Source organism: Bradyrhizobium sp. GCM10028915 (assembly GCF_042666195.1).
Classification (GTDB): Bacteria; Pseudomonadota; Alphaproteobacteria; order Rhizobiales; family Xanthobacteraceae; genus Bradyrhizobium; species Bradyrhizobium canariense_D.
On the sequence record NZ_JBHTFN010000012.1, the window covers coordinates 266,572 to 286,070 of the forward strand.

At 63.8% G+C, this 19,499-nt stretch carries 19 protein-coding genes and 1 pseudogene; 11 read left to right on the forward strand and 9 right to left on the reverse strand.

Features of this window, described 5'->3' with window-relative positions; genetic code table 11:
- Positions 1 to 109: 109 nt before the first annotated feature.
- The 5 genes from ACFQX9_RS10355 to ACFQX9_RS10375 form a co-directional block, all read right to left on the reverse strand.
- A complete protein-coding gene (locus tag ACFQX9_RS10355) occupies positions 110 to 2,101 on the reverse strand; it encodes a putative bifunctional diguanylate cyclase/phosphodiesterase (RefSeq protein ID WP_377788201.1) in 1,992 nt (663 codons plus the stop codon).
- Between the two features lie 5 nt (positions 2,102 to 2,106).
- Positions 2,107 to 3,111 (reverse strand): TRAP transporter substrate-binding protein, encoded by a 1,005-nt coding sequence (locus ACFQX9_RS10360; RefSeq protein WP_085350162.1) that lies wholly within the window; start codon positions 3,109 to 3,111, stop codon positions 2,107 to 2,109.
- Between the two features lie 247 nt (positions 3,112 to 3,358).
- On the reverse strand, positions 3,359 to 4,288 hold the full coding sequence (locus tag ACFQX9_RS10365; RefSeq protein WP_018453363.1) for an alpha/beta hydrolase: 930 nt from the start codon (positions 4,286 to 4,288) through the stop codon (positions 3,359 to 3,361).
- A 134-nt stretch (positions 4,289 to 4,422) separates the two neighbouring features.
- The gene (locus ACFQX9_RS10370; RefSeq protein WP_018453364.1) at positions 4,423 to 4,917 is read right to left on the reverse strand and encodes a hypothetical protein; all 495 of its coding nucleotides are present in this window, start codon (positions 4,915 to 4,917) and stop codon (positions 4,423 to 4,425) included.
- Between the two features lie 229 nt (positions 4,918 to 5,146).
- A complete protein-coding gene (locus ACFQX9_RS10375) occupies positions 5,147 to 5,716 on the reverse strand; it encodes an alpha-ketoglutarate-dependent dioxygenase AlkB (RefSeq protein ID WP_377788206.1) in 570 nt (189 codons plus the stop codon).
- Positions 5,717 to 5,795: 79 nt separating this feature from the next.
- Between ACFQX9_RS10375 and ACFQX9_RS10380 the strand changes: the two genes are divergently transcribed.
- Positions 5,796 to 5,936 carry a hypothetical protein gene (locus ACFQX9_RS10380; RefSeq protein ID WP_007597071.1) on the forward strand — a complete coding sequence of 47 codons (141 nt, stop codon included), beginning with the start codon at positions 5,796 to 5,798 and terminating at the stop codon, positions 5,934 to 5,936.
- Here the strand turns inward: ACFQX9_RS10380 and ACFQX9_RS10385 are convergent.
- The 3 genes and pseudogenes from ACFQX9_RS10385 to ACFQX9_RS10395 form a co-directional block, all read right to left on the reverse strand.
- Positions 5,933 to 6,568: pseudogene (locus ACFQX9_RS10385) on the reverse strand (sensor histidine kinase); the annotation flags it as partial. The gene ACFQX9_RS10380 and the pseudogene ACFQX9_RS10385 overlap by 4 nt on opposite strands.
- Before the next feature lie 10 nt (positions 6,569 to 6,578).
- Positions 6,579 to 8,033 carry a dihydropyrimidinase gene (gene hydA / locus ACFQX9_RS10390; protein ID WP_377788211.1) on the reverse strand — a complete coding sequence of 485 codons (1,455 nt, stop codon included), beginning with the start codon at positions 8,031 to 8,033 and terminating at the stop codon, positions 6,579 to 6,581.
- A gap of 112 nt (positions 8,034 to 8,145) precedes the next feature.
- Positions 8,146 to 8,754 (reverse strand): TetR/AcrR family transcriptional regulator, encoded by a 609-nt coding sequence (locus ACFQX9_RS10395; protein ID WP_026232519.1) that lies wholly within the window; start codon positions 8,752 to 8,754, stop codon positions 8,146 to 8,148.
- A 103-nt stretch (positions 8,755 to 8,857) separates the two neighbouring features.
- Here ACFQX9_RS10395 and ACFQX9_RS10400 point away from each other — a divergent pair, with 103 nt between their 5' ends.
- The 6 genes from ACFQX9_RS10400 to ACFQX9_RS10425 all read left to right on the forward strand — a co-directional run bounded on the left by ACFQX9_RS10400 (position 8,858) and on the right by ACFQX9_RS10425 (position 12,993).
- Complete coding sequence (locus ACFQX9_RS10400) at positions 8,858 to 9,553, forward strand: PspA/IM30 family protein (RefSeq protein ID WP_018453369.1); 696 nt, start codon at positions 8,858 to 8,860, stop codon at positions 9,551 to 9,553.
- 39 nt (positions 9,554 to 9,592) lie between these two features.
- A complete protein-coding gene (locus ACFQX9_RS10405; protein ID WP_085361234.1) occupies positions 9,593 to 9,868 on the forward strand; it encodes a YiaA/YiaB family inner membrane protein in 276 nt (91 codons plus the stop codon).
- Between the two features lie 228 nt (positions 9,869 to 10,096).
- On the forward strand, positions 10,097 to 11,161 hold the full coding sequence (locus tag ACFQX9_RS10410) for an amidohydrolase family protein (protein ID WP_018453370.1): 1,065 nt from the start codon (positions 10,097 to 10,099) through the stop codon (positions 11,159 to 11,161).
- A gap of 13 nt (positions 11,162 to 11,174) precedes the next feature.
- Entirely contained in the window at positions 11,175 to 12,287 is a 1,113-nt protein-coding gene (locus ACFQX9_RS10415; protein WP_085385450.1) for an amidohydrolase family protein, read from the forward strand.
- Between the two features lie 14 nt (positions 12,288 to 12,301).
- Entirely contained in the window at positions 12,302 to 12,715 is a 414-nt protein-coding gene (locus ACFQX9_RS10420) for a Rieske (2Fe-2S) protein (protein ID WP_027565497.1), read from the forward strand.
- 71 nt (positions 12,716 to 12,786) lie between these two features.
- Positions 12,787 to 12,993 carry a hypothetical protein gene (locus ACFQX9_RS10425; protein WP_007615092.1) on the forward strand — a complete coding sequence of 69 codons (207 nt, stop codon included), beginning with the start codon at positions 12,787 to 12,789 and terminating at the stop codon, positions 12,991 to 12,993.
- A gap of 164 nt (positions 12,994 to 13,157) precedes the next feature.
- Here ACFQX9_RS10425 and ACFQX9_RS10430 read toward each other — a convergent pair whose 3' ends face one another.
- Positions 13,158 to 14,003: an SDR family NAD(P)-dependent oxidoreductase gene (locus ACFQX9_RS10430; RefSeq protein ID WP_085361235.1), complete on the reverse strand. Its 846-nt coding sequence runs from the start codon at positions 14,001 to 14,003 to the stop codon at positions 13,158 to 13,160.
- Positions 14,004 to 14,197: 194 nt separating this feature from the next.
- Here ACFQX9_RS10430 and ACFQX9_RS10435 point away from each other — a divergent pair, with 194 nt between their 5' ends.
- The 4 genes from ACFQX9_RS10435 (at position 14,198) to ACFQX9_RS10450 (ending at position 19,429) form a co-directional block, all read left to right on the forward strand.
- Positions 14,198 to 15,694 (forward strand): aldehyde dehydrogenase family protein, encoded by a 1,497-nt coding sequence (locus ACFQX9_RS10435; protein WP_085361236.1) that lies wholly within the window; start codon positions 14,198 to 14,200, stop codon positions 15,692 to 15,694.
- 119 nt (positions 15,695 to 15,813) lie between these two features.
- A complete protein-coding gene (locus ACFQX9_RS10440) occupies positions 15,814 to 16,941 on the forward strand; it encodes an alkene reductase (protein WP_377788220.1) in 1,128 nt (375 codons plus the stop codon).
- A gap of 217 nt (positions 16,942 to 17,158) precedes the next feature.
- Entirely contained in the window at positions 17,159 to 17,662 is a 504-nt protein-coding gene (locus tag ACFQX9_RS10445) for a GFA family protein (protein WP_085361237.1), read from the forward strand.
- 105 nt (positions 17,663 to 17,767) lie between these two features.
- Positions 17,768 to 19,429, forward strand: coding sequence for a thiamine pyrophosphate-binding protein (locus ACFQX9_RS10450; RefSeq protein ID WP_377788224.1), 1,662 nt, complete (start codon positions 17,768 to 17,770; stop codon positions 19,427 to 19,429).
- Positions 19,430 to 19,499: the final 70 nt, after the last annotated feature.

The following is a 19,499-nucleotide window of genomic DNA, read 5'->3' on the forward strand; positions in this document are numbered from 1 at the left end:
CGAATCCAAATGCGATGTTGGTGTTGCAAAGGCTAACTGAAACATGAGAATTGTCTGCGATAGCGGATCGCCAAGAGTCGCATTGGGCCGATAGAGGCACGGGTCCGTGCTACCGTTCAGCCGATGTGTTGACGAGGTGCAGCTTGGTCGCGGGCGAAGCCCGCGGCATTGCTTTCTCAAACTCCGCGAGAATGCTGGCGCCGAGCTCTGAGGCGGGGATCGGCCGGCCGAAGAAGAAGCCCTGGACCTGATCACCGTTGGCCGCGTCGAGGAAAGCTGCCTGGTTGGCGGTCTCGACGCCTTCGACCGTCACCCGCATGCGCAGTTCCCGTCCGAGCGCGATGATCGCTTTTACTACTGTCCCGACCTGACAATGAGGGCCGTCGAGGCTCTGCATGAAGGCTCGATCGATCTTGATCTTGTCGAACGGAAAGCGCCACAGATAGCTGAGGCTCGAATAGCCAGCCCCGAAATCGTCCATCACGATGGCAACGCCCATCGTCTTGAGCGTCCGGAGCTGAGCCATGATCGTTTCGGTGTTGCCGAGCAGCAGGCTTTCGGTGATCTCCAGTTCGAGTCGGTGCGCCGCGAGTCCGGCGTCTTTTAGTGCGGCGGCGACGATGTCACCGATGTTGCCCGCCACGAACTGCACGGGTGACAGGTTCACTGCAACGGTCAGGTGCGCCGGCCAGGTCGCGGCCGTGCGGCATGCCTCCCGCAACACCCACGCCCCGATCTTGTCGATAAGCCGCAAGTCCTCGGCGACCGGAATGAAGGTCAATGGCGGAATGAGGGTTCCGTCCGCCGCGGGCATCCGGATCAGCGCTTCGAAGCCGGCAAGGCGGCGCTGGGATATTTCGAAGAGCGGCTGATAATGCAATTCGAAGCGATCATTCAGTACCGCGTCGCGAATCGCCCTCTCGAGCTCGATGCGCGCTTGTAGCTCAGTGTCCATTTCAGGCAGGAAAAACCGGATGCAGTTGCGGCCGGCTGCCTTGGCCGCGTAGAGCGCGAGGTCGGCACTCTTGAGCAACCGCTCGGCGGTGGTGTCTTCCCCCGTCGCCAGCGCCACGCCGATGCTAGCGGTGGTGAGGATCTCGTGCTGCTTGAATTTCACGGTCGCATTTACCGCGGCGGCGAGATGGCTCGCAAACGACTCGGCCTGAGCTTTGCCGGCGATCCCGCTCTGCACGACCACGAATTCGTCGCCGCCGAGCCGCGCCACCACGTCGTCGATCCTGGCCGCGGCGCGAAGACGCTTGGCGATGGACTTGAGCAGAAAATCGCCACCGTCGTGACCAAGCGAATCGTTGACCTCCTTGAAACGGTCGATGTCGATGAAGTGTACGGCAAGGCTGCCGCCCCGCATCGGCAGGCGAGCGATGGCGCTCTCCAGTTTTTCGATCAGCTGCGGGCGATTGGTCAGCCCGGTCAACGCGTCATGATGGGCGAGAAACCGGATGCGCCGGTCAGCGTGCTTCACCTTTGTTTCCCGATACCAGGCAATTGCGGGAATGGAGAAGGCGAGACCTGACAGCAGGCAAAGGAACACGGCCGCGGTCAGGAACGTATTGTGGACATTCTTGCGTTGCTCGGTTTCATCCACGTAGGCCGCAACGACAGCGGTGAGGCGACCGTCGGTCTGGACCGGGACATAGGCGCGGGCGAAGAATGCCGGTCGGTCGGGCGAATTTCCCTCCCTGACGTCGACGATCGGGAGACCGTCAACCGCTGATCGCGCCGCATCGGGGCTATATTCAGACAAGTCGACGAGCGCGATCTTTTCGCGGGTCGAAACGAACTGGGAGTAGCCATTACGGTTGAATATTTCGTAGTGAAAGACCTCGCCGGAATTTCGCGCCGACAGGAAGAACACCATGCTCGCGGCGGAAGGCTGCTCGCCGCCGGCGATCTGCTCGAGATCGGTGACACTGGCCGCCAGGAACCTCGCCCAGCTACGAGCGGTCGACGTCGCATCTTGACGGAGAAGATGATCGGTCGTGATCTTCAGGGTCGTCCCGGCGCCCAGCAACAGAATGGCAAGCGCGGCGACGATGGTGACGATGTTTCGCTGAGGCCAGATACTGGCGAGTGACGGCATCAGTGCTACCGGGTCGATCGCATTTTCGTGAGCTCGGCCCGAACCGTTTTTAGCAGTTCGGCATTGCGCTCACTTTTCGAAGCCCAATCGTCGGCAACGGCCGCGAACACGGCATTGGCCGCATCGAGGTCCGACGGCGTGGGTATGGTCACCTGGCGTTTGGGATCGGACTTCAGCTCCCCCATAATGCTGTTTTCAACGGCTTCGTAGGTATCCATGAAACGTCCGGCAGACCACGCACCGCTGTATTTGAGGATGGTCGCCTGTGCAGGTTTCGGCAGCCGGTTGAATATTTTCCGGTTCATCAAAACCATCAGCGGTGCGCCGCTGATGCCAAGAAGGTAATGATAGGTCGCAACGCGTTTGATGCCGTAATCGACCAATGGAGATGGTGGTACCAGGGCGCCATCGATGCTGCCGCTGCCGATGGCTTCGGAGATCTTGGTGACCGGCAGAAATACGGGCCGCGCTCCGAGCTTTTCGAGCGCTGCGGCTTCGCCCGGATTGTTGACGCGAATTCTCTTGTCCTTCAGATCATTCAGCGACGTGATCGGAATGTTGCTGTGGATCGTCTCGGGCTCGGTGACATAGGCGCCGATCACCACGTAGTCGTCGTATCCTTGCAGCGCGCCGGCGGCCATAAGCCGCTTGAAAACCGCAACGGACTCCCGCATGTTCGTAAACAGGCCGGGCATCTCGATGATTGCATTGTCTGCGAACCGGTTGCGAGTCAGTCCCGTCACGACGTAGGCGATGTCGGCCGTACCATCGAGCACGAGCTGGGGTTGCTCAGCCGGATCCTTTCCAAGCACGCCGCTGAAATAGGTCTCGATTTCGATCTGGCCTCTTGCCTCGGCGTTGACCGCGTCGACGAATGGCTTGACCGCAGCGAGATAACTCGTCGAGCGGTCGGAACTGGGGAAGGCCAATTTGAGCTTGACCGGTTCGGCGGCGGAGGCCGAAATCAACGCAAAAGAGATCACCGCGCATCGTGCAAGCAAACTAAGCATCGGTTTTCCGATCGTGGCGGCGGCGCGTCGAAACGCCGATTTGCTCGGTCCCTAACGAACCCCCATAGATAGAAATGCTTCAGAGAACTCTCCTAGATAGCACGCGGCGATCCGGGCGGCGACCAGATCGCGAATCGTAGTTTGAAGCGTGCTAACGCCGGCGAGACAATTGTCTGAGAGCGCGCGGCCGCGAGAGGGCAACCCAGCTAAAGGTGGACGTTATCAGCGCGCTGCCGGCAACACGCCGCTACGGCAGACCGCGCGCCTCGAGCTGATGCACCAGCAGCAGTGTCGGCTCGGCGAGGCTGTCGCCGGAGCCGTCGAGGCCGAAGGCGCTCGCGATGCCGTCGCGGCTGCGCAGCAGCGCGCTACGCGGACAATGGCCGGCGCCGCAGAGCGTCTTCTTCAGGGTTTCGCCCTGCGCCGTGATGCCGGCGGAATCATCCGCGGCCCAGGCCAGCACGATCGGGACGTCCACATTGAGGATGCCGGGGAAGACCGAGCGCTTGTTGTACTGGCTGGCGTCCCTGCCGAGATAGGCCTTCTCGCTGTCGCTGGCGTCCTTGCCGGCGCGGTAGATCCCGGACACCAGCACGACCGCCGCGACATCGGCGCGGTCGGTCTGGAGTTCGGGATGGGCCAGCAGGGTGGCGACGTGGAAGGCGCCGGCGCCGTAGCCGACTGCGACGATCTCGCGGGCATCGCCGTTGAATAGGTCGATATTGCCGTAGACCCAGGACAGCGCCGCCGCCACGTCGCTCGCACCCGCCGGCCACGTCGCCGAGGGCGCCAGCCGGTAGTTGACGCGCACGCCGATCATGTCGTTGCGCGCGGCAAAGCACATGGCCTGGTCCTGGATCTGGCGCGACAGCTCCGGCGCGGCGCGGTCGCCAGTGAAGGTGTCGCCGGTCACGAACAGCAGCACCGGCCGCGGCGTATCCGCCTTGGTCGTGGCGGTGGCGACATCGAGCACATTGGCTTCGCTCTCGCCGTAGCGCAGGCCGCGCGAGAAGGTGACCTGCTCGCATAGCCGCGCGGTGCCGCCTGCGGTGGTGTCGCTATCTGTGAGGCCGACCTGGACAAGATCGGACGGCGCAGCCGGCCGCGGCGGCAAGGGGCCGTGCGCGGAGGCTGCCGTCAGGCCCAGAATCAGAAAAAATGCGAGAAAATTCTTCATGTCGGTGGTGGCCCTGCGTGCCCGATATGGGCTCGCGCGTTTGGCCCGTCTTTTCAATTCGCCTTATTAGTTAGTTGGTCATGAGGCGATTTCGCGGCACCCATGGTTCTCTCGGCTCGTCCTCCACGCGTGGTTCAATTCCCCGGCTGGAACGTGCAATCCGCCCCGCTGCCGTCCTTCCGGCGGATGGCATTGGGGTCGATCGTGCAGCTCAGCTTGGTCAGGCTCTCGAAATTCGATCCTGCGGCGCCGTCGGCCGGAATGCCGGCCAGAGCTTCGGTGGCGAAGATCTCGTTGGCCGTGGAGCCATTCACCGTCCGGGTCTTCTTGCCGAAGGTGACCTCGCAGTTCCGGACGGTGATGTCGACATTGCCGGCGCGACAGACGATTCGATCGGCGGTCACCATGATCGGCTTCTTGTAGGGAATGTCGCTGTTGGCGGCGAACAGCATCGCCATTGCCTTCTTCTCGGCGCCAGACAGGACCGACGACAGCGGCGCGATCACCCCCGCGAGCGCCAGCGCCGTCGCGCCCGAGACTTTTGCGGGCGTCGCGTCGGAGGCTCCCGCGACGCCGGAGGCGGCTGCGAGGACGAGGGTGCAGGCGAAGATCAATCGACCGGCTTTCATCTTCCCTCCCTGGACCTGCAATCGCGGCTTCCCTCCGAGAAGCGCGCGGAACCAGATTAGCATGTAAATCCGAATTGGAAGGCAAGTTCGCCTCGCCTCGCGCCTTCGCGCGCTACGGCTGTTTTGCTCCGAGGTGTCAAACGGTTACGCCGCGGGGCCGAGCCCCGCGCCCAGACGGCCGTTCTACTGTGCATGGGGTTGTTTCGTGTTTTTTTGTTTGGCCGACCTGTCAGGCCTGCTTCATCGTCCGGAAGGTGATGGAATAGCGGCGCGCCTCGGCCGGCGGGATGCTGTGCTCCCATTGCGACCGCGCCTCGCCGTCCATCATGTAAAGCGAGCGCGGCCGGGCTTCGAGCGTGTGGCGCTCCCATTTGTCGCCGCTACGGCGGCGGAAACGGAATTTGCAGGACGAGCCCAGCGACATGCCGAGGATTTTGTCGAAATGCGGCTTGTCGCGATGCCAGCCGATGCCGACGCCGGCCTCGTATTCGGTGCAGAGCACCTGCCGCACGCTGCCGCCGGCAAGCCCAGCCCATGCCTCGACCTGCCGCGCGACGGGCAGGACCCAGTCCGGGATCGGCTCGGCCTCGGCCAGCCGCTGCAGCGAATAGTCATAGCGATAGCCGAAGGACGCCACCCGGCGGTTGCCCTCGAAGGCGCCGAACTGGAAGCGCTGGAGCGGCAATGCTGCGATGCGGCCGATGAGCGCCTGCTCGACGGCGGTCTCGACGAAGTCATCGGCATAGCGAAGGCCGGCGGGCCCTACGTGCGGATCGGCGAACAAACCAAGCTGCGTCATTCCTCGCATTTCCGTGATGGAACCTAATGGTGGCTGATGCGACTTACATATGACGCGGAAAGTAACGTGCGAGGCTGTCATGGCAGAGAAGCATACCGCCGATCCGGCAGAGATCATGCGGGCGACCGGTCATCCTGAGCTGGAATACGCCGCCGGCTGGACCATCGCCGGTCTGGTCACCATCGGCACCATCGTCGCCGCCTGGGTGTTCGCGATCTAGCCCATTGGAAACTGCAGCTCGAACGCCGCGCCCTGATCGGTCGGCGTGAGCCTGATCGAGCCGCCATGGCTCGCCATCACCGCGCGCGCGATCGCGAGCCCCATCCCGGTGCCGCCCTGGTCGCGGCGCGTGGTGAAGAACGCGTCGAAGATCCTGTCGCGGTTCGGCGCCGAGATCGGCTCGCCGTCATTGCTTACCGTCACACGCAGGGTCGTACGCTCGTCGATCGCTTTCAGCCTGATTGTCCCAGCCTTGTGTCGCATCGCATTATCGGCGAGATGCGACAGCACGATCAGCGCCTTCTCGGCCGACATGCCGATCATCAGGTCGAGGCTGCCGCTGGCCTCTATCGAGCTCGCCGGAAATCGGCTCCTGAGGTCGGCAATCACCGGCGCCAATTCCGTGCGCTCGTTTTGCGGCAGGCTTTCGGCACGCGCGAGTTCGCGCAGCCGCTGCGCCATCGCTTCCAGCCGCTTTGTGTCGGACAGGATGTTGGCGATGAACGTCTCCTGCTCGGCCGGCGTCAGGCTGCCCGCTTTGCCCTGAAGCGTCCGCGTCGTGTAGATCACCCCCGCGACGTGGTTGTTGACGATGACAGGCATTGCCGAAAACACGTGGACGCCGAGGCCGCGGCCATCAATTCTACGGCGTCACCGCTCCGCGGGGCACGGCGCGTGGGGCGGTCAGCTCCTTCCACGTCGAATTGGCGACATGCACGGGCGAGAACGCCGGGCGCTCGACATAACGGCCGTCGCCGGCCTCGGCGCGCAGATCGCCGTCTTTCCAGACGATTCGGCCGCGCGACAGCGTCGCCGCCGGTCCGCCGGTGCAGGAAAACCCCTCGAACACGTTGTAATCGATCCGGCTCATCTGCCGCTTCGCGCTGATGGTCTTGCTCGCCTTGGGATCCCAAACCACGATATCTGCATCCGAGCCGACGGCGACCGCGCCCTTGCGCGGATAGATGTTGAGGATGCGGGCGATATTCGCCGAGGTGACTGCGACGAATTCTTCCTTCGTCAACCGTCCCGTGGCGACGCCCGCGGTCCACAGCAGGGCGAGGCGATCTTCGAGGCCGCCGGTGCCGTTCGGGATCTTTCTGAAATCGCCGAACCCGAACCGCTTCTGCTCGGTGGTGAAGGCGCAGTGGTCGGTCGCGACCACCTGCAGCGAGCCGGCTTGCAGACCGGCCCAAAGACTATCCTGATGCGACCTGTCGCGGAACGGCGGCGACATCACGCGCTGCGCGGCATGATCCCAGTCCTTGTTCTGATATTCACCGGCGTCCAGCAACAAGTGCTGGATCAACGGCTCGCCATAGACGCGCTTGCCCGCCGCACGTGCGCGCGCGATCGCCTCATGCGCTTCGCGGCAGCTCGTGTGCACGATGTAGACCGGCGTCCCCGTCATGTCGGCGATCATGATGGCGCGGTTGGTGGCTTCACCCTCCACCTCCGGCGGCCGTGAATAAGCGTGTCCCTCGGGCCCGGTGATGCCGCGCGCGATCAGCGCCTCCTGCATCAGGGCGACGACGTCGCCGTTCTCCGCATGCACGACCGGCATGGCGCCGAGATGGGCGCAGCGGGCGAACGAGTTGTAGAGCTCGTCGTCGTTCACCATCAGCGCGGCTTTGTAGGCCATGAAGTGCTTGAAGGTGTTGATGCCGTAGGTTTTGACCACGGTCTCCATCTCGTCATGGATTTGCTTCGACCACGACGTTACCGCCATGTGGAAGCCGTAATCGGAGGCCGCCTTCTCGGATTTGTGCCGCCACTCCTGATAGGCCGCGAGCATCGACTGGCCTGGATCGGGCAGACAGAAATCCACCACCATGGTGGTGCCGCCGGCCAGCGCCGCCTTGGTCCCCGATTCGAAATCATCGGCGGTGACCGTGCCCATGAACGGCATTTCGAGATGGGTGTGCGGATCGATGCCGCCCGGGATGACGTAAGCGCCGCCCGCATCGATGATCTCGCACCCCGTCGGCGCATCGAGCGACCGCCCGATCGCGACGACGGTCGCGCCGTCGATCAGCACGTCCGCGCGGCGCGAATGATCATGATTGACGACGGTGCCGCCGCGGATGAGGAGGGGCATTGGATGCTCCGGAGAGGGAAGTGGACCTCGCGAAGCTAAGCGCGCGGCACACGACGCGACAGGTGAAATTTTAGTCAGGCACGCCGACAGTTGAGCCGTGCTCTCTCGGCCTCTACGCCGCCCGCGCGATCAGCCCGTCAATCATCGCGCGCACCAGGCCCGCGATTTCCTTCCGGAGCGCCGGCAGCGGCACCGCGACCAGTTTCTGCTCCAGTCCCAGCGCCACCATGCCATGCACCGCCGAGAACAGGCTGCGCGCGGTGATGCCGAGCTCCTCCCGACTGCGTTTTGGAAATAGCGCGGCCAGCGGCTGGTAGACGTGGCGAAACAGCTGCAGCTGGTCGTCGATGGACCAGTCGGGGAGGGGCTTGTCGGCTGCCATGCGGTGCTCGAACAGAGCGCGCCACAGCTCGAGATTCTCCGCGGCGAAATCGCAATAGGCGAGAGCAATGCGGACCAGGGTCTCCTGCGGCGACGGCTCGCGCGCGCTTTCCGCCGCGCTCAGGGCCCGGTCGAGCCGAAGCAAAGTGCGCGAGCCCACGCGTAGGATCAGTTCATCGACATCGGCGACGAGATTGTAGACCGCGCCGTTGGCGCAGCCGATCTCGCGGGCGAGATCGCGGGTCTTTAAACCCGCCAATCCCCTGTCGGCGATCATTCGTTCCGCCGCCAGGATCAAATCGGATCGAAGTTTCTCTCGGCGTTCCAATGGCTTAGTCATCCGCAAACCAAATTCTTGAGCGTCGCTCAAATATTCCTTGAACGATGTTCAAGTTTCTTGCTACAAACCATCCGTGAGCAACGCTCATAACAGGGAGCTTCAGATGTTCAAGACCGTAGTGACACTTTTCCGCGGCAGCGTGGCCGCCGCCAGCGAGGAGCTGGAAGACCGGACGGCCCTTCTGATCCTCGATCAACAGATGCGCGACGCGGCCGCGGCCGTCGAGCGCGGCAAACGGACCCTTGCGCTGGCGATTGCGCAGGACCAGCAGGAAGCTCGCAAGCTCGAGGCGACCGTCGCCCGCATCGCTGATCTCGAGATGCGCGCGGTCGCGGCGCTCGACGGGGACCGCGAGGATCTCGCCAACGATGCTGCCGAAGCCATCGCGGGCCTGGAGGCCGATCGCGATGCGGCGCTGACGGCCCGCGCACTGTTCGCAACCGAAATCGCGCGGCTGAAGCGGCACGTCGCAAGCGCGCAGGCCCGCATCACCGAGCTCGACCGCGGCCGCCGCGTCGCCCGTGCCTCGGAAGCGGTGCGCTCGCTTCGCCGCAGCGGCATCGAGGCGGCACGCCCCTACGAATCCACGCTGCCGGAGGCGGAGAGCACTTTGAGGCGTCTTCGTGAGCGGCAGATGGAAGCCCAGGCCGCCGACGACGCGCTGGTCGAGCTCGATGCGGCCACCGGTCCGCTCGCCACCGCCGAAAAACTCGCCGAGCAGGGTTTTGGCCCCAGGCTCAAGACGACCGCGGACGACGTGCTGGCACGGTTGAAGTCCAAGCGCACGCCGACGGTCTGATCCCAAACCCATCATCATTCGAACCAACAGGAGACCATCATGAACCAGAATGGCCAGCCCCACAGCGGCGCCTGGGTGACTTTCACTTACGTGTCCTTCGCAGCCTCCGCCTTCCTCATCGCCATCGGCATCTTCTTCCTGCCGATCGACCTCTGGATGAAGGGTTATCTCACCATGGGCATCGTCATGTTGATCCAGACTTGCATCACCCTGACCAAGACGGTCCGGGACAACCATGAAAGTAGCCGGATGGTGAACCGCATCGAGGATGCCAGGGCGGAACGTTTACTGATGGAAGTCTCCAAGGCGGCTTGAGAGGCATGACAATACGCGAGGAAGCAGCGGAGTAATTCGCTCCGCTGCCTCGGCGCCGACCCGCATTCCGCCAAACTTCGTATTGCGCCTGCGAAATGCAACCGAGCCATGACGGATCGCGCGGGCGTGCGCTCTTGCGCACCGGCAGCGGCCGGAGCACTTTGCACGAGCGGCACACAAAGAATGCCGCCAAAAAGATGTGCTTACAAGATCTCGGCGAGGAACTTCATGGCGGTGACGCGGATCGACTGCGACATCCACCCGGCGGTTGGTGGCACGCGCACGACGCTGCTGCCCTATCTCAGCGATCACTGGAAAGAGCAGGTCGTGAGCCGCGCCATCGACGGGCTCGATCTCACCTCCTATCCGCCCAGCATGCCGCTGGCGGGCCGCGCCGACTGGCGTCCGGCGAACGGCGCAAAGCCTGGTTCCGATCTTGCGATGGTACAGAAGGGCGCATTCGAGCAGTTGGGTGCCAGCCACGCGATTCTCAACGTGCTCTACGGCGCTCAGGCCGTGTTCGATCCCTACATGGCGGCCGACTTCTGCAGGGCGATCAACGACTGGATCGCGACTGAGTGGCTGTCGCGCGATGCGCGCTTGCGTGCCTCGATCGTGGTGCCGATGCAGGATCCGGATCTGGCGGTCGAGGAGATCGAGCGCCGCGCCGGCGATCACCGCTTCGTCTCGATCCTCGTGCTGGCGCAGGGCGAGACGCTGCTGGGACGCCGGCATTTCTGGCCGGTCTATCGGCTCGCGGAAAAGTACAAGCTGCCGCTCGCGATCCACGCCGGCACGCAATATCGGCAGGCGCCGAGCTCGGCCGGATGGCCGTCGCACCGCTACGAATATTACTTCGTCGAGGCGCAGGCATTTCAGGCGCAGATCCTGAGCCTGATCTATGAGGGCGTGTTCGGCAAGTTTCCGGACCTCAAGGTCGTGCTGATGGAATCCGGCGTGAGCTGGCTCCCGGCTTTCATGTGGCGCGCCAACAAGACCTGGCGCGGCGTGCGCGTCGAGGTGCCCTGGGTCGAGCGCGAGCCGGCAGCGATCATCCGCGACAGTTTTCGTGTCACAATGCAGCCGTTCGACGCGCCGGGCGACGCCAAAAGCGTCGAGGAGATCATCGACCAGATCGGCTCGGACAAGATGTTCCTGTTCGCGTCCGACTATCCGCACTGGCAGTTCGACGGCGACGATCCGATCCCGCCGGACCTGCCGAACAGCATCATCTCGAAGATGTGCGTCGACAACCCGCTGGAGACGTTTCCGCGGCTGTCGCTCGCCAACTAGACCGGAGTTTCGCATGAGTGACGTCATCGACCGCCCACTACGAGAAGACGAAAAGCCTGCCGCTTCGCGGCTGCGCATCGTCGATTGCGACGTTCATCCGAGCCTGCATTCGTTCGACGATCTCAACGAGTTTCTGCCAAAGCGCTGGCAGCAGCATCTGAAGGAATATGGCAGCCATTTGCGCACGCCCTATCTGTTCACCACGCCCTATCCGCGCTCTTCGCCGCTGATCGCGCGGCGCGATGCCTGGCCGCCGACCGGCGGGCCGCCCGGTTCGGATCTCGCCTTCATGCAGAAGCAGCATCTCGATCCGCTCGATGTCGAGTTCGGGATTTTGCAGGTGCTCGATCTCTTCATCTTCTCGCAGCAGAACCTCGAATTCGGCGCCGCGATCCAGCGTGCCATCAACGACTGGCAACTGGCGTTCTGGTCGCATCGCGACCCGCGCCTGAAGGCTTCGATCCTGGTCGGGCAGGACGGCGTCGATCTCGCCATTGCCGAGATCGAACGCTGCGCGAAAATCGGCGAATACGTCCAGATCAACGTCTCGCCGCGCGCCAACGAGCCGTTGGGCCGCCGCCGCTACTGGCCGATCTACGAGCGTGCCCAAGAACTGGACCTGCCGCTCGGCATCCATGTCGGCGGCTATGGCGGGCATGCGCCGACCGGTGGCGGCTGGCCGTCCTATTATGTCGAGGAGCACCAGTCCAACGCGCACACCATTGCGGCGCAGCTTGCCAGCCTCGTGATCGAGGGTGTGCCGGAGCGTTTTCCGAAATTGAAGTTTGTCTTTATCGAGGGCGGCTTCGGCTGGATCCCGTCCGCGGTGTGGCGAATGGACCAGCATTTTGAGCGGTTTCGCAGCGAGGTGCCGCATCTCAAGCGCAAGCCGTCGGAATATGTCCGCGAGCATTTCTGGTTCACGACGCAACCGATCGACGAACCTGACGAAGCCCGGCACCTGCGCTCGTTGATCGAATGGGTCGGCATCGACCGTCTCCTGTTCTCGTCGGACTATCCGCACTGGGATTTCGACGATCCGCGCTTTGCGTTCAAGACGCCACTGACGGAGGCCGAGCGAAGGAAGATCTTCAGCACCAATGCCCGCGCGGTCTACAAGTTCTGAGAAGGTCTGCACGGATGGCCCGTCACATCGTCGCGTCCACCTCGGAGATCCCACCCGGTGGCAACAAGGTCGTCGATGTCGCCGGCCGCGACATTGTCGTGTTCCACGTCAATGGCGAGTTCTTCGCTTTGCTGAACCGCTGCCCGCACGAAGGCGCGCCGCTGGAGAAAGCGGCCTGTGTCGCGCGACTGACCTCGCCCGAGCCCGGCATCTATCAGCGCTCGCGCGTCGGCGAGATGCTGCGCTGTCCCTGGCATGGCTGGGAGTTCGACATGCGCAACGGCCAATCCTGGTTCGACCCGAAGCGCGTCAAGATTAGGTCATATCCGGTCGCGGTGGAGCGAGGCGAGGAACTCCAGAAAGGCCCGTATGTTGCCGAGACCTTTCCGGTGCATGTCGAGGACAGCTACGTGATTGTCGAGGTCTGAGCAGCCGTTTCGGATTGTGATTTCGCCGCAGGTGGGATAAGCCTCGCCCGCATTTATGGCGGAGACGAGCTTTGTCGAAACAATCACTGCGTGAGGAGGCCGAGCGCCTGATCCGCGAATCGATGGAAAAGAAAACCGTCGTCGTCAAGCAGGGCGATACTCGCATCGAGGCCGTCTGTGGTAAATGCGGCGCCCCGAACCGTGTGCAGGCGCCAAAGGGCCAGACCCGCATCAAGTTCGCCTGCAAGAATTGCGGGCATCAGCAAGAGACGCTGTAGGTTTCTTCGCCCTCTCCCTCTGTGGGAGAGGGTGGCTCGCCGCATAGCGGCGAGACGGGCGAGGGGTTTCTCTCTGCGAGAGACACTGCTCCTGAATTTGCGGATGCAACCCCTCATCCGGCGCTTCGCGCCACCTTCTCCCACAAGGGGAGAAGGAAAAACGCCTAATCCCCCTTCACGAATTTCGCGAATGCATCCGCATGGTCCGGGTGCCAGCGTGACAACGGCGGGCGGTTCTCCACGATGTCGCCGGCGGCCCACAGCATGCGCTTTTCATCGAGCGCGCGCGGGACGTCGTTGTCCGGGCACAGAATGTAGAAATCCCCGGCCTCCAGCCGCGCCAACATGAAATTCACGGTCTGCTCGGCCGTCCAGGCGCCGGCCGGCTTCTCTGTGCGGCCCTTCGCGGTAAGGCCCGTAAAGACGAAGCCGGGAATCAGCAGATGCGCGGTGATGCGGCAACCCGCAGTGTTGCGCAGGTCGTGCTGGAGCGCTTCCGTAAAAGCTTTCACGCCTGCCTTGGAGACGTTGTAGGCGGGATCGCCGGGCGGGGTGGTGATGCCCTGCTTCGACCCGGTGTTGATGATGAGCCCCGCCCTGCCGCGCGCGATCATGTTGGGCGCGAAGATGCGCGAGCCGTTGATGATGCCCCACATGTTGACGCCGATGATGCGCTGCCAGTTGTCGGGTTCGCCGAACAGCGTGCTGCCGGGCTGGATGCCCGCATTGTTCATGAGGATGTCGGTGCCGCCGAAGCGCTCGTGGACGGCGCGCTCCAGTTCCATCACGCTCTCGGCCTTGCTGACGTCAATCGCGAAGGTCATCACATGTGCGGCGGACGTGAGGGATGAGAGTCTTGTCGCGGCGTCCGCCAGCCGCGCCTGATCCACATCGGCGATACACACCTTCACGCCGTTTCGCGCGAAGGCTGCGGCGGCGGCGAATCCGATGCCGGACGCGCCACCGGTGATCACGGCAACATTGTCTTTGATGATCGCGGGATGTGGCATGGATCGGTCTCCGGGGAGGGGCTCGGTCGTGCTATAACATGGCACTCGCGCGACCCCGCACAAGTCGGCATGGGAGGTGTTCGTTCCGCGCCGACTCTACGCCTCTACTTTACGCCTGTCCGGCATCGCAGTAGTCTATCGACCAACGATCCCACCCAGATCGAACCAATCAATCATTGACAGGGAGTTCAGCCATGGCTGTGTCGCAGGCTATTCCGATCACGCGCCATCCATTCGCCAACGGATCCTACAAGCAGATGCTGATCGACGGGAAGTGGGTCGATGCTGCCTCAGGCAAGCGCTTCGAGACCCACAACCCCGCGACCGGCGAACTGCTCGCAACAGTGGCCGAGGGCGACAAGGAAGATATCGATCGCGCAGTTGCTGCCGCTCGCCGCGCCTTCGAAGGGCCCTGGAGCAAGGTCAAGCCGTTCGAGCGGCAGAATCTGCTCCTGAAGCTTGCCGACCTCGTCGAGAAGAATTTCGACGAATTGTCGCAGCTCGACACGCTCGACATGGGCGCGCCGCTCAGCCGTACCCGTGCCTATCGCCTGCGCGCCGTCGGCATGCTGCGCTATTATGCCGGCCAGTCCACCGCGATCCATGGCGAGACCATCGAGAACTCGCTGCCCGGCGAAATCTTCTCCTACACGCTGAAGGAGCCGATCGGCGTCGTCGGCGCCATCATTCCCTGGAACGGTCCCTTGACTGCGACGATCTGGAAGATCGGTCCGGCGATCGCGACCGGCTGCACCGTCGTGCTCAAACCGGCCGAAGAAGCGCCGCTGACCTCGCTGCGCATCGCCGAGCTCGCGATGGAAGCGGGCGTTCCGCCCGGCGTCATCAACGTCGTGCCTGGCTATGGCGAGACTGCGGGCGCGGCGCTTGCCGCACACCACGACGTCGACAAGGTTGCCTTCACCGGCTCGCATGTCACGGGCCAGTCGATCATCCGCGCCTCGGCCGGCAACCTCAAGCGCGTCTCGCTCGAGCTCGGCGGCAAGTCGCCGGACATCGTGTTCGCGGATGCCGATCTCGATGCGGCCGTGCCGGGCGCTGCGATGGCGGTGTTCGCCAATTCGGGACAGATCTGCAGCGCCGGCACCCGGCTTTTCGTCGAGCAGTCGATCTATGAGGAGTTCGTCGGCCGCGTGGCCGAGTTCGGCAAGAAACTGCAGGTCGGCAACGGCCTCGATCCCAACACCCAGATCGGACCGCTGGTGTCCGAGCAACAGCTCGAGCGCGTCACCAGCTATCTCGACATCGGCCAAAAGGAAGGCGCGCGGGCGCTTGCCGGCGGTGGCCGCGTCACCGAAGGCGCGCTTGCAAAAGGCTTCTTCGTCTCGCCGACAGTGTTCGCGGGCGTCCAGGACAATATGCGCATCGCGCAGGAGGAGATCTTTGGTCCCGTCATTTCGGCGATCGCGTTCAAGGACATGGACGAGCTGGTCAAGCGCGCCAACGCCACCACGTTCGGTCTCGGCTCGGGCCTGTGGACGCGGGACGTCAGCAAGGCGCATGCGGTCGCGAAGAGGCTCCGTGCCGGTTCGGTGTGGGTGAACTGCTACCAGGCGATGGACCCGGCCGTGCCCTTCGGCGGCTACAAGATGAGCGGCTACGGCCGCGAATCCGGCAAGCAGCACGTCGAGGAATATCTCAACGTGAAGGCGGTGTGGATCAAGACGGCGTAACACTGGTCTTTCCCGCGTTCCGCGGGAGGGAATATCTGCTTTTGCAGGGGCGGCGCCTTCTCTCGGTAGCCGCCCCTCGCTAAATGATGCGCATCCTTCCTTCGCCATTCGAGGCCAGCATGAAATTCGAGGCGTTGTTTCAACCGTTGCAGGTCGGTCCGTACACGCTCGCGCATCGCGTCGCGATGGCGCCGTTGACGCGCATGAGGGCCGAGCGCGAGAGCTTTTCGCCGCGGCCGCTCAACGCCGAATATTACGGCCAGCGCGCCACCCAAGGCGGCCTGCTCATCGCCGAGGCCTCGCCCGTGCTCTCGCACGGCCGCGGTAATCCAGCGACGCCCGGCATCTATTCGGAGACGCAGATCGCGGGCTGGCGCAAGGTGGTCGACGCCGTGCACGCCAAGGGCGGCATCATCTTTCTCCAGGTCTGGCACGTCGGCCGCGTCTCGCATTCCTCCTTCCACGGCGGGGAGCTGCCGGTCTCGGCCTCCGCGATCCCGATCAAGGCCGAAGGCATGAAGGCGATGACTGCCGACGGCAAGATCTCCAACTATGAGACGCCGCGCGCGCTGGACACGGATGAAGTCAAGGGCATCGTCGAAGCCTTCAGGCAGGGTGCGAAGAACGCGCTGGCCGCCGGCTTCGACGGGGTCGAGATCCACGGCGCCAACGGCTATCTGCTCGAGCAATTCCTGCAATCACGCAGCAACCAGCGCACCGATCAATATGGCGGTTCGATCGAGAACCGCGCGCGGCTTCTGCTCGAAGTGACCGAGGCCGCGATCGACGTCTGGGGCGCGGGCCGCGTCGGCGTGCGGCTGTCGCCCCACGGCATCGCCAATGATTCCGGCGAGCCCGATCCGATGCCGCTCTACACGCACGTGGTCAACGCGCTCGACAAGCTCGGTCTTGCCTATCTGCATTTCATCGAACCGCGCTCCAGCGGCTCGGGGCGCGCCGAAGTCAACTGGCAGAACGTGCCGTCGGCGATGCTGCTGTTCCGCCCGCTCTACAGCGGCGTGCTGATGACCGCCGGCGGATTTACCGGCGAGACCGCGAACGCCGCCATTGCGGAGGGGCATGCTGACATCATCGCCTTCGGCCGCATCTTCATCTCCAACCCCGATCTGCCGCTCCGCCTGCAGCACGATTACCCTCTCACGCCGTATAACCGTGCGACGTTTTACGGTGGCGAGGAGAAGGGTTATACGGATTATCCCGCGTACGACGAACTGACGCCGGTCTGACACTGCTGTAGCCCGGATGAGCAAAGCGATATCCGGGGTTCACTCAAGCTCTGGTCTCCCCGGATGTCGCTTCGCTCATCCGGGCTACAGAGTTATTGTGTTGCCCCGACTGACACCACGAACTCCGTCATTGCGAGCGCAGCGAAGCAATCCAGACTGCCTCGGCGGAAAGACTCTGAATTGCTTCGCTGCGCTCGCAATGACGAGAGGAGAGACAATGGCCAAAGCCGCAGCCGCCGCAGGTATAGCCACCGGCCAGTGCCTCTGCGGCAGGGTTACCTTCGAGATCGACGTTCCCGCACGCTGGGCCTGGCACGATCACTCCGCCGCCAGCCGTCGCGCCCACGGCGCCGCCTATGCAACCTATGTCGGAAGCTGGAAGAAGCGGTTTCGCATCACCGCAGGTAAGACGGCGCTGACGCGCTACGAGGACAAGGCAACGAAGACCGCGCGCAGCTTCTGCGCGCATTGCGGCACGCCGATCGCATATGAGCGCCCGCGCGGGCCGCATATGGTCAACATCCCCCGTGCGCTGTTTAGGGAACGCACCGGCCGCCAGCCGCTCTATCACGTCGCGATCGAAGAGCTGCAGGAATGGACCTATACCGGCGAGCCGCTGGTGCCGCTGAAAGGCTTTCCCGGTGTGGTCTGGCAGCGCTCGAAAAAAAAGAAGCGGGCGAGCGGCGAGGATCCGTTCGAGTTGGGGCGCGAGGAGATGTAGCGCTGTCCCACGCAACGCAGCCATGACCGCGCTTCCTTGCGCGCCTCCCGCGATTTCGGCCATCATGCTTTTTGCCTTGCGGCAACGTCGGCCTCTGGAGGAAACATGAAGAACAAGATCACCGGCCGCTCCGCCTTTCTCGCGTTGCTCAAGGACGAGGGCATCACGCATCTGTTCGGCAATCCCGGCACCACCGAGCTGCCGATCATGCATGCGCTGAAGGATCACCCTGACCTCGCCTATGTGATGGCGATGCAGGAGAGCCTGGTGGTGGCGATCGCGGATGGCTATAGCCGCGCCTCCGGAAAGCTGGTCGCCTGCAACGTCCATGTCGCGCCCGGCCTCGGCAACGCGATGGGCTCGCTCTACAACGCCCAGTTCACGGGCACGCCGATGATCCTGACCGCGGGCCAGCAGGAGCAGGGCCACGGACTGATGGAGCCGGTGCTGTATGGGCCGCTGGTGCGCATGGCCGAGCCGCTGGTGAAATGGGCGGTCGAGGTGACGCGGCTCGAGGATCTGCCGCGCATCGTGCGCCGCGCCGCAAAAGTCGCAACCACCCCGCCGACCGGGCCGGTGTTCATTTCATTGCCCGGCGATATCCTCAACAGCGAGGCAGGGATCGATCTCGGTCGCTCCACCCGCATTGACGCTCGCACAAGGCCATCGGATGAGGCACTGAAGGCGTTCGCCGCCCGACTGCTCAGGGCCGAGCGTCCCGTGATCGTCACCATGGACGAAGTGGTCAAGAGCGATGCGCTGATGGAGGCCGCCGAACTCGCAGAACTACTCGGCGCGGCTGCCTACCAATCCTCGACGCCCTATGGCTCGCACTTCCTCTCGGAGAGCCCGAGCTTCGTCGGCACGCTGGCACGTGTCCAGAAAGTCGCGCGCGACACGCTTGCGCCCTTTGACCTCTTGATCGCGCTCGGCGGCGATCCCTTGCGGATGTCGGTCTACAGCGAGGTCGACGCGCTGCCGGAGGGCCTTGGCATCGTGCAGATCGGCCTCGGCGATTGGGAGATCGCCAAGAACTACGGGGCTGAGATCGCGCTGAAGGCGGATTTGAAGGAAACGCTGCGCGCGCTGATCCCGGTGTTGAAGGAGATGGGCGGCGCTGCCCTGGCGAGCCGCGCGAAGCAACGGCTGACCGAACTCGCGCCGAGGAACTGGACCGCGCGGCGCACCGCGCTGGTCGAGCAGATCGGCAAGGCCGCGGACCGCAGCCCCATCGATCCGGACTGGCTGGTGCTGCAAATGGTCGAGGCCATGCCCGCTAATGCCATCCTCGTGGACGAAGGCCTCACCTCGAGCCGCCAGATCAAGGCCTTGCGTGCGCACCGCGATCGCTTCGGCTATCACGGCCTTGCCTCCGGCGGCATCGGCTGGGGCCTGCCGGCCTCCGTCGGCGCCAGCATCGCCAATCCCGATCGCCCGGTGGTCTGCTTCTCCGGCGACGGCAGCGCGATGTATTCGATCCAGTCGCTGTGGACAGCGGCGCATCACAAGCTGCCGCTCAATGTGGTCATTGCCAACAATGGCGGCTACCGCATCATCAAGCAGCGCCTGCTCGCCTTCCACGGCGACGACAATTACGTCGGCATGGATTTTGTCGATCCGCCGGTGGATTTCGCGGGCGTGGCTAAGGCGCTGGGATGTGAGGCAATCAAAGTCAGCGATCCCCGAGAGTTGAAGGCGACGCTGGCGTCGGCGTTTGGCCGGCCGGGGACGAAACTGATCGAGGTGATGGTGGACGGGAAGCTGTAGGGCAGCGTCACCTGCGGCATTGGTGCCGCCACATTATCAGTCGTGATCACCCGCGAAGGCGGGTGATCCA

Bases quoted from the DNA above. Each gene is read 5' to 3' on its own strand.
- hydA (WP_377788211.1), bottom strand. From the start codon at position 8,033: ATGCCCCTCCTCATCCGCGGCGGCACCGTCGTCAATCATGATCATTCG.
- ACFQX9_RS10415 (WP_085385450.1), top strand. From the start codon at position 11,175: ATGAGTGACGTCATCGACCGCCCACTACGAGAAGACGAAAAGCCTGCC.
- ACFQX9_RS10445 (WP_085361237.1), top strand. From the start codon at position 17,159: ATGGCCAAAGCCGCAGCCGCCGCAGGTATAGCCACCGGCCAGTGCCTC.
- ACFQX9_RS10380 (WP_007597071.1), top strand. From the start codon at position 5,796: ATGGCAGAGAAGCATACCGCCGATCCGGCAGAGATCATGCGGGCGACC.
- ACFQX9_RS10395 (WP_026232519.1), bottom strand. From the start codon at position 8,754: ATGACTAAGCCATTGGAACGCCGAGAGAAACTTCGATCCGATTTGATC.
- ACFQX9_RS10440 (WP_377788220.1), top strand. From the start codon at position 15,814: ATGAAATTCGAGGCGTTGTTTCAACCGTTGCAGGTCGGTCCGTACACG.
- ACFQX9_RS10355 (WP_377788201.1), bottom strand. From the start codon at position 2,101: ATGCCGTCACTCGCCAGTATCTGGCCTCAGCGAAACATCGTCACCATC.
- ACFQX9_RS10370 (WP_018453364.1), bottom strand. From the start codon at position 4,917: ATGAAAGCCGGTCGATTGATCTTCGCCTGCACCCTCGTCCTCGCAGCC.
- ACFQX9_RS10435 (WP_085361236.1), top strand. From the start codon at position 14,198: ATGGCTGTGTCGCAGGCTATTCCGATCACGCGCCATCCATTCGCCAAC.
- ACFQX9_RS10375 (WP_377788206.1), bottom strand. From the start codon at position 5,716: ATGACGCAGCTTGGTTTGTTCGCCGATCCGCACGTAGGGCCCGCCGGC.
- ACFQX9_RS10450 (WP_377788224.1), top strand. From the start codon at position 17,768: ATGAAGAACAAGATCACCGGCCGCTCCGCCTTTCTCGCGTTGCTCAAG.
- ACFQX9_RS10400 (WP_018453369.1), top strand. From the start codon at position 8,858: ATGTTCAAGACCGTAGTGACACTTTTCCGCGGCAGCGTGGCCGCCGCC.
- ACFQX9_RS10365 (WP_018453363.1), bottom strand. From the start codon at position 4,288: ATGAAGAATTTTCTCGCATTTTTTCTGATTCTGGGCCTGACGGCAGCC.
- ACFQX9_RS10430 (WP_085361235.1), bottom strand. From the start codon at position 14,003: ATGCCACATCCCGCGATCATCAAAGACAATGTTGCCGTGATCACCGGT.
- ACFQX9_RS10360 (WP_085350162.1), bottom strand. From the start codon at position 3,111: ATGCTTAGTTTGCTTGCACGATGCGCGGTGATCTCTTTTGCGTTGATT.
- ACFQX9_RS10420 (WP_027565497.1), top strand. From the start codon at position 12,302: ATGGCCCGTCACATCGTCGCGTCCACCTCGGAGATCCCACCCGGTGGC.
- ACFQX9_RS10410 (WP_018453370.1), top strand. From the start codon at position 10,097: ATGGCGGTGACGCGGATCGACTGCGACATCCACCCGGCGGTTGGTGGC.
- ACFQX9_RS10405 (WP_085361234.1), top strand. From the start codon at position 9,593: ATGAACCAGAATGGCCAGCCCCACAGCGGCGCCTGGGTGACTTTCACT.